The organism is Pseudomonas sp. HN8-3, from assembly GCF_020790195.1.
GTDB lineage: Bacteria > Pseudomonadota > Gammaproteobacteria > Pseudomonadales > Pseudomonadaceae > Aquipseudomonas > Aquipseudomonas synxantha_A.
Window position 1 is genome coordinate 5,180,263 of record NZ_CP086206.1, and the last position, 13,805, is coordinate 5,194,067.

At 62.4% G+C, this 13,805-nt stretch carries 12 protein-coding genes; 3 read left to right on the plus strand and 9 right to left on the minus strand.

Going from position 1 to position 13,805, the window contains the following annotated elements:
* The first annotated feature begins 80 nt into the window (after positions 1–80).
* A complete protein-coding gene (locus LJX92_RS23010) occupies positions 81–1,319 on the plus strand; it encodes an MFS transporter (RefSeq protein WP_005791631.1) in 1,239 nt (412 codons plus the stop codon).
* 137 nt (positions 1,320–1,456) lie between these two features.
* On the opposite strand, the gene LJX92_RS23015 is transcribed toward LJX92_RS23010, so the two are convergent.
* From LJX92_RS23015 to LJX92_RS23030, 4 genes are all read right to left on the minus strand, one after another.
* Entirely contained in the window at positions 1,457–3,640 is a 2,184-nt protein-coding gene (locus tag LJX92_RS23015; protein ID WP_103734824.1) for a xanthine dehydrogenase family protein molybdopterin-binding subunit, read from the minus strand.
* Positions 3,637–4,626: an FAD binding domain-containing protein gene (locus LJX92_RS23020; protein ID WP_078822380.1), complete on the minus strand. Its 990-nt coding sequence runs from the start codon at positions 4,624–4,626 to the stop codon at positions 3,637–3,639. The genes LJX92_RS23015 and LJX92_RS23020 overlap by 4 nt, the downstream gene beginning before the upstream one ends.
* Positions 4,623–5,147 (minus strand): (2Fe-2S)-binding protein, encoded by a 525-nt coding sequence (locus LJX92_RS23025; RefSeq protein WP_103734826.1) that lies wholly within the window; start codon positions 5,145–5,147, stop codon positions 4,623–4,625. Before LJX92_RS23025 ends, LJX92_RS23020 begins: the two co-directional genes overlap by 4 nt.
* A gap of 96 nt (positions 5,148–5,243) precedes the next feature.
* Complete coding sequence (locus LJX92_RS23030) at positions 5,244–5,690, minus strand: DUF4879 domain-containing protein (protein WP_228308999.1); 447 nt, start codon at positions 5,688–5,690, stop codon at positions 5,244–5,246.
* 188 nt (positions 5,691–5,878) lie between these two features.
* Here LJX92_RS23030 and LJX92_RS23035 point away from each other — a divergent pair, with 188 nt between their 5' ends.
* Together LJX92_RS23035 and trmA are read left to right on the plus strand one after the other, a co-directional pair.
* Complete coding sequence (locus tag LJX92_RS23035) at positions 5,879–7,174, plus strand: NCS2 family permease (RefSeq protein ID WP_005791636.1); 1,296 nt, start codon at positions 5,879–5,881, stop codon at positions 7,172–7,174.
* On the plus strand, positions 7,171–8,250 hold the full coding sequence (trmA, locus tag LJX92_RS23040) for a tRNA (uridine(54)-C5)-methyltransferase TrmA (protein WP_228309000.1): 1,080 nt from the start codon (positions 7,171–7,173) through the stop codon (positions 8,248–8,250). Before LJX92_RS23035 ends, trmA begins: the two co-directional genes overlap by 4 nt.
* Positions 8,251–8,320: 70 nt before the next feature.
* Here the strand turns inward: trmA and LJX92_RS23045 are convergent, their stop codons facing one another.
* The 5 genes from LJX92_RS23045 to LJX92_RS23065 form a co-directional block, all read right to left on the minus strand.
* Positions 8,321–8,776, minus strand: a complete 456-nt coding sequence (locus LJX92_RS23045) for a DUF2442 domain-containing protein (protein ID WP_078822382.1) — start codon at positions 8,774–8,776, stop codon at positions 8,321–8,323.
* Positions 8,773–9,201: a DUF4160 domain-containing protein gene (locus LJX92_RS23050; protein WP_103734828.1), complete on the minus strand. Its 429-nt coding sequence runs from the start codon at positions 9,199–9,201 to the stop codon at positions 8,773–8,775. Before LJX92_RS23050 ends, LJX92_RS23045 begins: the two co-directional genes overlap by 4 nt.
* Before the next feature lie 135 nt (positions 9,202–9,336).
* Positions 9,337–10,665, minus strand: a complete 1,329-nt coding sequence (locus tag LJX92_RS23055) for a TolC family outer membrane protein (protein WP_228309001.1) — start codon at positions 10,663–10,665, stop codon at positions 9,337–9,339.
* The gene (locus LJX92_RS23060; protein WP_228309002.1) at positions 10,662–11,987 is read right to left on the minus strand and encodes an HlyD family type I secretion periplasmic adaptor subunit; all 1,326 of its coding nucleotides are present in this window, start codon (positions 11,985–11,987) and stop codon (positions 10,662–10,664) included. The genes LJX92_RS23055 and LJX92_RS23060 overlap by 4 nt, the downstream gene beginning before the upstream one ends.
* The gene (locus tag LJX92_RS23065) at positions 11,984–13,732 is read right to left on the minus strand and encodes a type I secretion system permease/ATPase (protein ID WP_228309003.1); all 1,749 of its coding nucleotides are present in this window, start codon (positions 13,730–13,732) and stop codon (positions 11,984–11,986) included. The genes LJX92_RS23060 and LJX92_RS23065 overlap by 4 nt, the downstream gene beginning before the upstream one ends.
* Between the last annotated feature and the right edge of the window lie 73 nt (positions 13,733–13,805).

Here is a 13,805-nt window from a genome sequence, read left to right on the forward strand (position 1 = left end):
TGCCTCAGCCCTGTTCTTGCAACTATTTGTTACAGCTTGATGCTAATCTCGCCATTCCCCCGTTGCCGACCTGATTGCCGATGCCCAGTGAACCCGCGTTGCTGTTACGTCACCACCGCCCTTTCATCGCGTTCTGGCTGGCGCGGATCTTTACCGCCAGCGGTTTCCAGATGCTCACCGTGGCGATCGGCTGGAACCTCTACCAACTGACCGGCAACGTGCTGGACCTGGGGCTGGTTGGCCTGGTGGAATTCGTACCGCGCGTGCTGTTCATGCTGCACACCGGGCATGTAGCCGATCGCTATGAGCGACGCAGGGTCGCCGCCATTTGCCAGACGTTACAGGCGCTGATTGCCTTGTCCCTGGCCATCGGCGGCCTGACCGGCAACGTGACCCGCGAGATGATCTTTATCCTCGCCTTCCTGCTGGGCGCTGCGCGCTCATTTGAAATGCCCACCACCCAGGCGCTGCTGCCGAGCATCGTGCCCAGCGCGTTGTTCCCACGGGCCGTGGCGGCATCGCAATCGGCCCAGCAACTGGCGACCATCGTCGCACCCGCCGTTGGCGGTTTGCTCTACGCGTTTGGTAGCGTGTGGGTGTACGGGCCGACCGTGGCGCTGTACCTGATTGCCTGCGTCCTGACCTTGAACCTGCCCGCCCGCCAGACGCCGCTCAACAAAGCCAAGGCCACGATGGACTCGCTGCTGGCCGGCATCCGGTTTATCCGCAGCCGCCCGGACATCCTCGGCGCCATCTCCCTGGACCTGTTTGCCGTACTGCTGGGCGGCGCCACCGCGTTGCTGCCGGTGTTCGCCAAGGACATCCTGCTGACCGGCGCCTGGGGCCTGGGCCTGCTGCGTTCGGCACCGGCGGTGGGCGCCTTGCTGATGTCACTGTGGCTGGCGCGGTTCTCGGTAGACCGCAAGGTAGGACGCGTGATGTTCACCGCCGTCGGCGTATTCGGCGTGGCGACCATTGCCTTCGGCCTCTCGACCTCGTTCTGGTTCTCCCTGGCGGTGCTGGTAGTGCTCGGCGCGGCGGACATGATCAGCATGGTGATCCGCGCGTCGTTCGTGCAACTGGAAACACCGGATGAGATGCGTGGGCGAGTCAGCGCGGTCAATGGCCTGTTTATCGGTGCATCCAATCAACTGGGCGAGTTCGAGTCCGGGATAACCGCCCATTGGTTCGGCACCGTGCCGGCGGTGGTGATGGGCGGGATCGGCACCCTGGTGGTGACCGGGGTATGGATCAAGTTGTTCCCGACCCTGGCCAATCGCGACCGTATGCATGTGCCGGTGGAAGAAACCAAGCCATAAGCTTAAGCGTTGTACCCTGTGGGAGCCGGGCTTGCCCGCGATAACAGTGTATCAGGCAACTCTCTGGTGGCTGAGGCACCGCCATCGCAGGCAAGCCAGCTCCCACAGTTGGAGCTTCGGTGTTTGGAACACCGGTGCTAGAGCACTTTATCCAAGGTGATCGGAAACTCCCGCACCCGCTTGCCGGTGGCATGGTAAATCGCATTCGCCACCGCCGCCGCCACGCCGACAATGCCGATCTCCCCCACGCCCTTGGACCCGAGTGCGTTGACCACATCGTCGTGTTCTTCGACAAACAGCACGTCAATCTCGCCGATATCGGCGTTCACCGGGATGTGGTACTCGGCCAGGCTGTGGTTCATGTAGCGTCCCAATTGATGGTCGACCTGGGTCTCTTCATGCAGCGCCATGCCAATGCCCCACACCACGCCGCCAAGGATCTGGCTGCGGGCCATCTTCGGGTTGACCACGCGCCCCGCAGCAATCGCGCTGACCACACGGCTGACCTTGATGGTGCCCAAGTCTTCATCCACCCGCACTTCGACGAACACCGCCGAGTGCGTAGCGCTGGCATAGCCCTCGCGCTTCTTGTCGGGCTCGCTGTCGACCTGTACCTGCAAGGCGTCTTCACCGCTGTCCTTGACCAGTTGCGCCAACGACACGCTCACGTCACCGCTGTGTAGCTGGCCGTCTTCAAACCGAACCGAATCGGCATCCTTGAATACCGGGTAAGTCTGCCGGGCGATCTCCAGCAATTTGGCATTCAGCGCTTCGCACGCTTGCTGTACGGCGGTGCCGACGGAAGACACGGTAAACGAACCGCCCTGCAACGGCGCCGTGGGCAATGACGAATCACCCAGTAGAAAGCTGATATCGGCCATCGCCACGCCACTGGCCTGAGAGGCAATCTGGGTCATCACCGTGTAGGTGCCCGTGCCAATGTCGGTGGTGGCACTGCTGACGGTGAGTTTGCCGCGGCTATCGATGCGTGCCTTGGCGCTGGCCTTCATCTGCATGGCTTCCCACACCCCACCGGCCATGCCCCAGCCGATCAACTGGCGACCGTCGCGCATACTGCGCGGTTCCGGGTTGCGCTGGCTCCAGCCGAAACGTTCGGCGCCTTCGCTGTAGCATTCGCGCAGGGCTTTGCTCGACCAGGGTTTGTCTTCGTTCTGGTTACGCTCGGCGTAGTTGATCAGCCGCAGTTGCACCGGGTCGATGGCCAAGGCGCAGGCCAGTTCGTCCATGGCACATTCCAGGCCGATCACGCCCAGCGCAGCACCGGGGGCGCGCATGTCCAACGGAGTGAATACATCCAGCGGCACCAGCTTGTAGGTCAGCTGCACGTTGTCGCAGTGATAGAGCATGCCGCTCCACTCCACCACGTGCTCGCTGAAATCCTCGAAGCGCGAGGTCTGGCCAATCGCGGTATGCCCCAGGGCCAACAAACGCCCATTGGCGGCGGCACCCATCTGCAAACGCTGCAAAGTGCGTGGGCGATAGCCGAAGGTGAACATCTGCTGGCGAGTCAGGGTCACGCGCACCGACCGCTTGAGCGCCAGGGACGCCATCACGGCCAATGGCAATTGGTACTGCGGGCGCAGGCCCGAACCGAAGGCGCCACCGACAAAGGCAGCAAAAATGCGCACCTGGCTTTTATCCAGGCCGAACACTTTTTGCACGTAGGCTTGGCAGTTCTGCGGGCCCTGGGTCTTGTCGTGGATATGCAACGTGCCGTCCGGCTGATACAGCACGGTGCTGGCATGGGGCTCCATGGGGTTGTGGTGTTCGATGGGGGTGCTGTAATGCAGATCGAGGCTGATCGCCGCACCGGCCCACTCGGCCTGAAAGTTGCCGCGTGGTTTGGGCGGTGTCTGCGGTGAAGGGTAGGCCCGTTCCTGCTGGGTGAGCAGGTCCGTTTCGAAATCTTCAGGCGCGTATTCGATGTGCACCAGTGAACCGGCGTGCCGGGCCAGTTCCAGGTTATCGGCAATCACCAAGGCCAGGGGCTGGCCGCTGTAAAGCACGCGGTCGTTGTACAGCGGGCGAAAGGGTGAGCCGTCGGCGGCATCATCATCCTGGAAGGCGTCGTCATAGCTGGCGATTCTGGGGCGATTGAGGTGATCAATGACCTCGACCACGCCGGGCAAGGCCAGGGCCTTGGAGGCATCGATCTTTATAACGCGGCCTTTGGCGATGGTGCTGGAGACGACGCTGCCATGCAGCAGGCCATCCTCAGGGAACTCACCGGCATAACGCGCCTGGCCTGTGACCTTGAGCAGACCGTCGACACGGTCCAGGGGTTTGCCGATGGCACTCATGGCTGTTCTCCTGCGACAGCGGCGTCGCTCAAGGCACGGATGATTGCGCGTCGTGCCAGTTTGATCTTGAAGCCGTTGTGCTCCAGCGGCTCGGCGTCTTGCAATAGGGCATCGGCAGCGTTGCTGAAGGTTTCGCGGCTGACGGTCTGACCGACCAATGCCGCTTCCACTGCGCGGTCGCGCCAGGGTTTGTGCGCCACCCCGCCAAGGGCCAGGCGCGCATCGATGATGGTGTCGCCGTCCAGTTCCAGCGCCGCAGCCACCGACACCAAAGCAAAGGCATACGAGGCCCGGTCGCGGATTTTCAGGTAGTGGCTGTGCCGGGCCAGATGGTCGGCAGGCAGTTCGATCGCGGTGATCAGTTCGTCATCGGCCAATTGGTTGTCGCGCTGTGGCGCATCGCCGGGCAGACGGTGGAAATCGGCGAACTCGATGACACGTGCCCCCCCACGCCCTTCTACATGCACCCGTGCCTGGAGCGCCGCCAGGGCCACGCACATGTCCGAGGGATGCGTGGCCACGCACTGCTCACTGGCGCCAAGGATCGCATGAATGCGATTCAACCCCGTACGCGCCGGGCAGCCGCTACCGGGCTCGCGCTTGTTGCACGGCACCGTAGCGTCATAGAAGTAGTAGCAGCGGGTGCGCTGCAACAGGTTGCCACCGGTACTGGCCATGTTGCGCAATTGCGGCGAGGCCCCCGCCAGGATCGCTTGGGACAACAATGGGTAACGCTGTTCGATCAGCGGGTGCCAGGCCAGATCGGCATTGCTCACCAGCGCGCCGATCCGCACGCCGCCGTCGGCGGTTTCTTCAACCTCGTGCAAGGGCAAGCCGGTGATATCGATCAAGTGTTCCGGGCGGCTGATGTTTTCTTTCATCAAGTCCAGCAGGTTGGTGCCCCCGGCAATAAAGCGCGAGGCCGCGTTGCTCAGGTGCACCGCCTCTTGAACATCGGCAGGCTTGCTGTAGTGGAAGGGGTTCATTGTTCACCTCCCGAGCGGTGGCACGCCGGCAGCGCCTCTTCGATGGCGTCGCGGATATTGCTGTAGGCACCGCAGCGGCACAGGTTGCCGCTCATCAGTTCCTGGATCTGCGCACGGTCGTGGGCGCGGCCTTCATTGGCCAGGCCCACGGCGGAACAGATCTGGCCGGGGGTGCAATAGCCGCACTGGAAGGCGTCATGCTGGATGAAGGCTTGCTGCATGGGGTGCAACTGGTCGCCTTCGGCCAGCCCTTCGATGGTGGTCAACTCGGCGCCGTCGCACATCACGGCCAGGGTCAGGCAGGCATTTACGCGCTTGCCGTCACGCAATACGGTGCAGGCACCACACTGACCGTGGTCGCAGCCCTTTTTGCTGCCGACCAGGTCCAGCTGTTCGCGCAGCAGGTCGAGCAAGGTGGTCCAGGGCAGCACATCCAGTTGGCGCGGCTGGCCGTTGAGTGTCATGCGTATCGGGTGGCGGGCAAACGGCTGGGCCGCCGCGCCATTGGGGTTTGCGCTCATAAACACCTCACGGGTTGAAGTACATCCGCGGCGTTCAGGAAAATCGCCGTCTTAGGGGTACGACTTCCCGGGATTTTGAGCGTTCAAGATGATTGATCAGCGGATATTGAGCTGGGCTTTCAAGGTGTTTTGCGGGGGGTTGATCGAGGTATTGGTGAATTCGAACCAGCCCTGGGCCTGGACATTCAGGTCGAACACATAGATGTAGCCCATCAAGGTGCCCACGCCGTTGCACGCCTCACTGATGTTGCCCACCTGGCACACCGCCGTGCGTTGCCCGTTCAACTCTGCGCCATTGAAGCGGCCCATCGGGCTGTTGCCCAGGCCGACTTCCATGACCAACACCTGGGTGGGCCCACGGTGTTCGCACATCTGGGTGGTGTTCACCCGTTCGGGGATGGTTTCGCTGCATTTTGCCGATTCCACCTTGAACACCCGCACCTCGCTCAACGCCGGTGCAGCCGCGCCCCACGCCGGTGCTTCGCCCAGCCACAGGCTGATACTGGCGATCAGAGCTAGACTCCACGCGTTGGCTTTTTTCATGCTGGCAATGACCCGGTATTGAACGTCGGCGCAGTATGCCTCAAGGCCATGCGCCACACAGCCTCGGCTGCTGGTATGATGCGCCGCTTTTTCCGATCCTCTCTGAAACCACAGGCGCTTGGCGCAGTTTGTGCTTTGACTTAGAGGTCAACAAATAACGACGCACAATAGCGTCACAGGGAGCCGGCATGCTGGAAAAGCTGTTTCAACTCAAAGCCCACAACACCAATGTGCGCACCGAGATTCTTGCGGGGATCACCACCTTCCTGGCCATGGCCTACATCCTGTTCGTGAACCCGAGCATCCTCGGCGAGACCGGCATGGACAAAGGTGCGGTATTTGTCGCGACCTGCCTGGCGGCGGCCATCGGTTCCACCGTGATGGGCCTGATCGCCAACTACCCGATTGCGCTGGCGCCGGGCATGGGCCTCAACGCGTTCTTCACCTACACCGTGGTCCTGCACATGGGCCACACTTGGCAGGTGGCACTGGGCGCGGTGTTCATTTCGGCGGTGCTGTTCTTCCTGCTGTCGATCTTCCGCATCCGCGAGTGGATCATCAACGCCATCCCACTGCCTCTGCGCTCGGCAATTGCTGCCGGTATCGGCCTGTTCCTGGCGCTGATTGCCCTGCATAACGCCGGGATCGTGGTCGCCAACCCGGCCACCCTGGTGGGCCTGGGCGACTTGAAACAACCGGCGCCAATCCTTGCGACGCTGGGTTTCGTCCTGATCGTCGCGCTCGAAGCCCTGGCCGTACGCGGTGCGGTGCTGATCGGTATCCTGGCGGTGACCATCGCCTCCATCGTATTGGGCTTCACACCCTTCATCGGGGTGACCTCGGTGCCACCTTCGCTGGCTCCGACGTTCCTGCAGCTGGATATCAAGGGCGCGCTGGATATCGGCCTGGTCAGCGTGATCTTCGCCTTCCTGTTCGTCGACCTGTTCGATAACTCCGGCACCCTGATCGGCGTCGCCAAGCGCGCCGGCCTGATGGGCAAGGACGGCCATATGCCGAAAATGGGCCGTGCGCTGATCGCCGACAGCACCGCCGCCATGGCCGGCTCGCTGCTGGGTACTTCCACCACCACCAGCTACATCGAATCGGCCGCAGGCGTGAGCGCCGGTGGCCGCACCGGCTTGACCGCCATCGTGGTCGCGATCCTGTTCCTGCTGGCGCTGTTCTTCTCGCCGCTGGCCGCCAGCGTGCCCGCGTATGCCACCGCGCCAGCCCTGCTGTTTGTAGCGGTGCTGATGAGCCAGGGCCTGGCCGAAATCGACTGGGATGACATTACGGTTGCAGCGCCGGTGGTGATCACTGCCCTGGCGATGCCCTTCACTTACTCCATCGCCAATGGCATCGCCTTCGGTTTCATCGCCTGGACCGCCATCAAGCTGCTTTCGGGCCGCTACCGTGAGCTGAACCCGGCACTGGTAATCCTGTCGATTCTGTTTGTGATCAAGCTGGGCTGGTTCAACGCATGACTTTTGACGCCGCAAGCTACACCGCTCAACTGCAAGACAAGGTCACGCGTTTGCGTGACCTGCTGGCACCCTTCGACGCGCCCGAACCGCAGGTCTTCGATTCGCCCTTGCAAAACTTCCGCCTGCGCGCGGAGTTCCGCCTGTGGCGCGAAGGCGGTGATCGCCATTACGCAATGTTTTCCCAGGACGACAAGCGCACGCCGATCCTGATCGAAGCATTTCCGATTGCCAGCCAGCGCATCAACCAGTTGATGCCGCAACTCAAGGCCGCCTGGCAAGCCAGCGCCACCCTGAGCCACAAGCTGTTTCAGGTGGAGTTCCTCACCACCCTGGCCGGCGACGCGATGATCACCCTGTGCTATCACCGCCCGCTGGACGAGCATTGGCACACCGCCGCGAACAAGCTGGCGGCTGAGCTGAATGTGAGCATCATCGGCCGCTCCAAGGGCAAGCGCGATGTGATCGGCCAGGACTACGTAGTGGAGAAACTCGAGGTCGGTGGCCGCACCTTCAGCTACCGCCAGCCCGAAGGCGCCTTCACCCAGCCCAACGGTACGGTGAACCAGAAGATGCTCAACTGGGCATTTGAAGCCTTGGGCGACCGCCCGGACGATTTGCTCGAACTCTACTGCGGCAACGGCAACTTCACCCTGCCGCTGGCCACTCGCGTGCGTAACGTGCTGGCCACCGAGATCAGCAAGACCTCGGTGAACGCGGCCTTGAGCAACCTCGATGAAAACGCGATCGGTAACGTCAAGTTGGTGCGCCTCTCCGCCGAGGAACTCACCGAGGCGCTCAATGAAGTGCGCCCATTCCGCCGCTTGCACGGCATCGACCTGAAAAGCTATGAGTTTGGCAGCGTATTCGTCGACCCGCCCCGCGCCGGCATGGACCCGGACACCTGCGAACTGACCCGGCGTTTCGACAATATCCTGTACATCTCCTGCAACCCGGAGACGTTGGCCGCCAACATCGCGCAACTGCATGACACGCACCGGATTACCCAATGTGCGATGTTCGACCAGTTCCCGTGGACGCACCATATGGAATCGGGTGTGTTGCTGACCCGCCGATAAATCCGCGGGGCATCGACCCAATAATGTGGGAGAGGACTTGCTGTGGCGAGCCCCCTCCCACACGGGCTCTTCATGTGTCTGGTGTTTCTGGTACGTCCTTGCGTGGCCGCCCGCCCTTCTTGCCATTGGCACGGGCGGCGGCGGATTTGGCCGCGCTGCTTTTGCGACCATTGCGCGATGCCACCAGGCTGGTTGCCAGATCCATCAGCGGCTGGCTTGTAGCGATCAGGCCGGTAATCGAAACATCCAGGTCCTGAGCTTCACAGCTGATGGCCTTGCCACCGAACGTCACTTCCAGTTGCTGAAAGTCTTTCTCTGAAAACCCCTCGAACTCCGGCAGGCCAGCCACCGGCAACACCACACGGCTGCCATCGCTGAAGCCGATGGAGAGGCAGTCGTTTTCATAACGCACATTGCTGGCGTTGGCGTACAGCCGCTTCAACCTGCGCCCGCGGGCGATTGCCTTGTCAACGTCGGCCTCAGTGAGAGGTACATAAGGTTTGACCTTAGCTTTTACGATCTTCATAAATTAATCCCCACGCAATCTGGCGCTCTTACCAGATTCAAAATAGTCCGTTGCTCGACAACGTCGTGCCGGGCGCTTGCGATGACGTAGACGCCCGGTCGAATGACCAACCCTGGAACCAACTCACCAGCGTCCCAATCCCAGGAATGATTCTCCAGGCAAACCGTCTGCAGTTTTTCCCACCAAATCCTGCGTGCCCGCGCCAGGTAGTGCCGCTGCATGATCGCCTCGCGTATTTCCTTCAGTACCGACATGGGTGGCCGCCTCCGTTCAGGCTCTACGTCCCACAACTCAACATCCCCACCCAAAAAACTGAAGCGAAAGCGTGCATCCCATCCCTTGCCCATGACATGCACATGGGGCGGGCAATGCTCATCCCTGATAAACACTGAAATCACGTAGCCTTTGTAAGCACCTACTCTCATCGTAACCCATCCGTTAGGTTATTTTCCGCCAGGTAACAATTTCCCTCTGCCACCCGACAACCGGCTCCTGATTCCCGAAGCTGTTTCACAGACTAGTAACCACAAAAAACCCGGCGAATGCCGGGTTGTAACCACTCATGCCGAGGGCCGGAAATACCCGGCCAACGCCCGCAAGTCCTGCTCGCTCAGCAACCCCGCGTAATACTTCAACTGAATGCGCGCCAGCAGGTACGCGTGGCGTGCATTGGCCAGGTCACGGCGGGCGGTGAACAGTTGTTGTTCGGCGTCGAGTACATCAAGGTTGACCCGCTCGCCGCCACTGACGCTTTTCTTCGTGGCGCTCACCAGCGCCGTGGCGGAACTCACTGCCATTTCATAGGCCCGCACCTTGGCCGCGCCGCTGGTGTTGAGGTTGAATTGCTTGCGCAACTCCACCAAGGTTGCGGCGGTTTGCGCGTCCAGCTCGTATTGAGCCTGGGACAATTGGTTGGCCGCCTGACGGGTAGAGGCTGAGACCGAGCCACCGGCAAACAGCGGCAGGCTGATCTGAATGCCGACGCTGTTGGTGTCGTACTTCTGGTTGTAACTGCTTTCTGAGTCGGAACTGGTCTTGCGACTGGTCGCGTACAGGCTGACCTTGGGCAAATGCCCGGCGCGCTTGCGCTCCACTTCATAAGAGGCCACGTCGAGCGCGTGGTGCTGGGACTTGAGTTCGGGGTTGTTGGCCATGGCCAGTTCACGCCAGGTTTCGAAACGGTTGGGCTCAAGCGGCGCGATCTCGAATGAGCTGGCCAGGGGCGCCAGCTCTTCGATGTGCAGCGGCTGGCCGACAATGGCTTCCAACTCACGTAAAGCGCCGTCCTGGGCATCCACGGCTTCGATCTCTTCGGCCTGGGCCAGGCTCAGGCGCGCCTGGGTTTCAAGCACATCGGTACGCGTGCCCTCACCGCCTTTGAGCAGGCGGTCGTTGAGTTGCAGGCGCTCGGCAAACGTACGCTTCTGCGCACGGCTCAACTCGATGCGCTCTTGTGCCAGCAATGCCTGGCTGTAGGCGCTTAGTACCCGCACGGCCAGCTCCTGGCTCTTGCCGCGAAAGCGCTCGTCGGCCATCAACGCCTGGGCAGTACCTTGGCGAAAACGCGCATAGGCTTCGTAATCGAGCAGCGGTTGCTGCAAGGTCAGGGCCGAGGCGTAGCTGCGGTAATTGCGGTCGCTGGTGGCATTACCCACCGCCGTACTCTGGGTGACTTCGGACTCATTGCGCGAGTTGTTGTAGCTCCATGAAAGGTTCGGCAGCAACGCGGCTCGACCAATCACGCGGTTTTCTTCACCGGCCTCACGCTCCTGGATCGCCGCCTGAAAGGTCGGGTCGTTGCGTAGCGCCAACTCATACACATCCAACAGACCCAGGGCGTTTGCCGCTGGCGTGCAACTTAAACAGAGGGTGAACAACAACGCCTTCATTCTTCCACCAGGGCCATATGGGTACGGTCCAGCAAGGGTTTGAACAGGTAGTTGAGCATCGAGCGCTCGCCGGTCTTGACGAAGGTTTCCACCGGCATCCCCGGACGGATCTGCACGCCGTCCAGTTGCTGCATACCCGCTGCGCTGACCTGGGCCCGTAGCGTGTAATACGGCTCATCGGTGCGCTCATCGACCTGGCGGTCGGCCGAGACCAACGTGACCTCGCCCGCCACCCGTGGCGTGGTGGATTGGTTGAATGCCGAAAACATCAACTCAACCGGCAAGCCCGTGTGCACCTTGTCGATCATCTGTACCGGCACCCGCGCCTCCACCCACAACGGCTCGCCCTGGGGCACGATGTCCATCAGGGCCTCACCGGGCTTGATCACGCCGCCCTCGGTGTACACCTGCAACCCCACCACCACGCCGGATGCCGGTGCACGCACCAGGCTGTTGGCCAGTTCGAACTCGGCGGAGGCCAGGCGATTGCGCAAGTCCTCGCTGCGGGTGCGAGTCTCGGCCAACTGGGTGCGCAGGTCTTTCTGGAAGTCTTCGCCCAACTGGCGGATGCGCAAACGCAACTCCAACACCTGGCGCTGCAACTGGCCGATACGCCCGAAATCCTCGGCGATGGCGCCGTCGATCTGCGCATACAGCCGCTCGCTGTCGAGCAGGCGATTGCGAGGGATGTAGCCGTCGCGTGCCAGTTCGCGCAGGCCCTGAAGCTGTTCACTCAACGCCGCCCGCTGTTGCACTTTGCTCGCTTGGGAGGCCCGCGTGCCGCGCAACTGCGCCTCAAAGCCGGCGATGGTTTCGCGCAGGCCCGCCTGTTCAGTGGCCAGGGCCTGGGCACGGCTCTGGAATAACTGGCGTTGCAGGGTCAGGGTGTTTGCGACGTCGGGATCGGCCAGCAGCTCGGGGCCAAATGCAATGGCCGGCAAGCCTTCGCTCTCGGCACTCAAGCGCGCTTCGCTGGCCAGCGACGCCAGGTATTGGCTGCGCAGTGACTGCATCTGCCCGCGTAACGGTGTTTCTTTCAGGCGCAACAACACCTGGCCTGCGCGTACCCGGTCACCGTCACGCACTTCAATACGCTCGACGATCCCGCCCGCCGGGTGTTGCACCGTCTTGCGATGCCCCGACACCATGACCTTGCCCGGCACCGCCACGCCCTTGTCCAACGGTGCCAGCGCCGCCCAGCCAAGAAAGCCGGCAAAGCCTCCAAGCACCAGCCACCACCCCAGGCGCGAATATTTTTTGTCATCCAGCGCCAGCACGTTGTGCGGCGGCTCACTGACCCATGCAGCTTTGCTCTGGCTCATGCGGGTTTTCCTTCACCGAAGCGGTAGCTCATGCTCATGCTCGACACCGGCTTGCTGACCACAGGTTTTTGCCGCGCCTCCAACACCCGCGCCGTCGGGCCGAACGCCTGCATCTGGCCGTCCTTGAGGATCAGCAACTGGTCGGTCAGGCTCAGCACATTGGGTTTGTGGGTGATCAGAATCAGGGTGCGGCGCTGTTGCTTGAGCTGGGCGATGGCTTGCAGCAGCGCCTGCTCGCCCACTTCGTCGAGGTTGGCATTGGGCTCATCCAGCACAATCAGCGCCGGCAGGCCGTACAGCGCACGCGCCAGGGCCACCCGTTGTTTTTGCCCGCCGGACAAGCCTGCGCCGCCCTCGCCCAGTTGCGTGTCGTAGCCTTGCGGCAGTTGCAGTATCAGCTCGTGCACGCCGGCCATTTGCGCCGCAGCGAGGACTTTGTCGGCCTCCACCGTTTCAAAACGCGCGATGTTTTGCGCAATGCTGCCCGCGAACAGCTGGATGTCCTGGGGCAAGTAACCGATATGCGGGCCCAGTTGCTGTTTGTCCCACACGGCCAGGTCGGCGCCATCCAGGCGCACCTTGCCGGCCAGCGGTGCCCAGGCCCCCACCAGCACCCGCGCCAGGGTGGACTTGCCGCAGCCCGAGGGGCCGATCACACCGAGCACGTCACCCGCCGGCAGGCTGAAGCCCAAGTTGGCCAGCGCGGGCCGGCGGCTGCCGGGGGCGCAGGCGCTGATCTGCTCCAGGCTTACCTGGCCCTTGGGCACTGGCAGGCTCATGCGTGCCGGTCGCGCCGGGTTATCCTGCAGCATCAACGACAAACGCTCATAGGCCAGGCGCGCCGAACCCCACTGCTTCCACACGCCGATCAACTGGTCGATGGGGCTGAGCACGCGCCCCATCAGGATCGACCCGGCAATCATCATCCCCGGCGTAATGTCGCCGTTGACCGCCAACCAGGCGCCCAAACCCAGCACCAGCGATTGCAGGGCCAGGCGTACGCCCTTGGACCAGGCTGTGACCACCGCAGTCTTTTCACTGGCCAGGTTCTGCTGCACCAGAAACGCCTGGTGCTGGCTGAACCAGCGCCCGCGCAGTGTGGCGAGCATACCCATGGCCTCGATGGTGTCGGCATTGCGCAGGTTGGCCGTGGCCTGCTGACTGGCACTGATCGACAGTTGGCTGGCCAGGGCCATCGGCGCCTGGCTGACATGGTGGTTGGCCCACGCCAGCGCGATCAGCAGCAGCGCACCACCCAGCGCCAGCAGGCCCAGCCAAGGGTGGAACAGGAAGATCACCAGCAGGTACACCGGAAACCACGGCGCATCGAAAAAGGCGAACAGCGCCTGGCCGGTGGCGAACTGGCGCAAGGTGGTCAGGTCGTGCAGGGCCTGGCCCGCGGCCTGGGTGCCGCCCTTGAGTTGCGCTTCATAAGCGGCGTCGAACACCCGCTGGTTCAAACGCATGTCCATCTGCGTGCCGAGGCGAATCACCACTTGGCTGCGCACCCACTCCAACGCCCCCATCAAGGCGAACAGGCCGAGGATCATCAGCGTCAGCATCAGCAGGGTCATCTGGTTGCCGGAAGCCAATACCCGGTCGTACACCTGCAGCATGTACAGCGCCGGGGCCAGCATCAGCAGGTTGATCACCGCCGAGAACAGGCCGATGTTGAAGAAGGCGCTTTTATAGGCCGTGAGTGCAGCCAGCATCTCATTCGCGCGCTTGGCACCGGGCCGAGTCATGGAGGTTGTCCCATTGAAGAGTCAAGCAAGGGCTCGCCCGGTGCGTTGACAGCACCTGCGGCGTACCCACAGA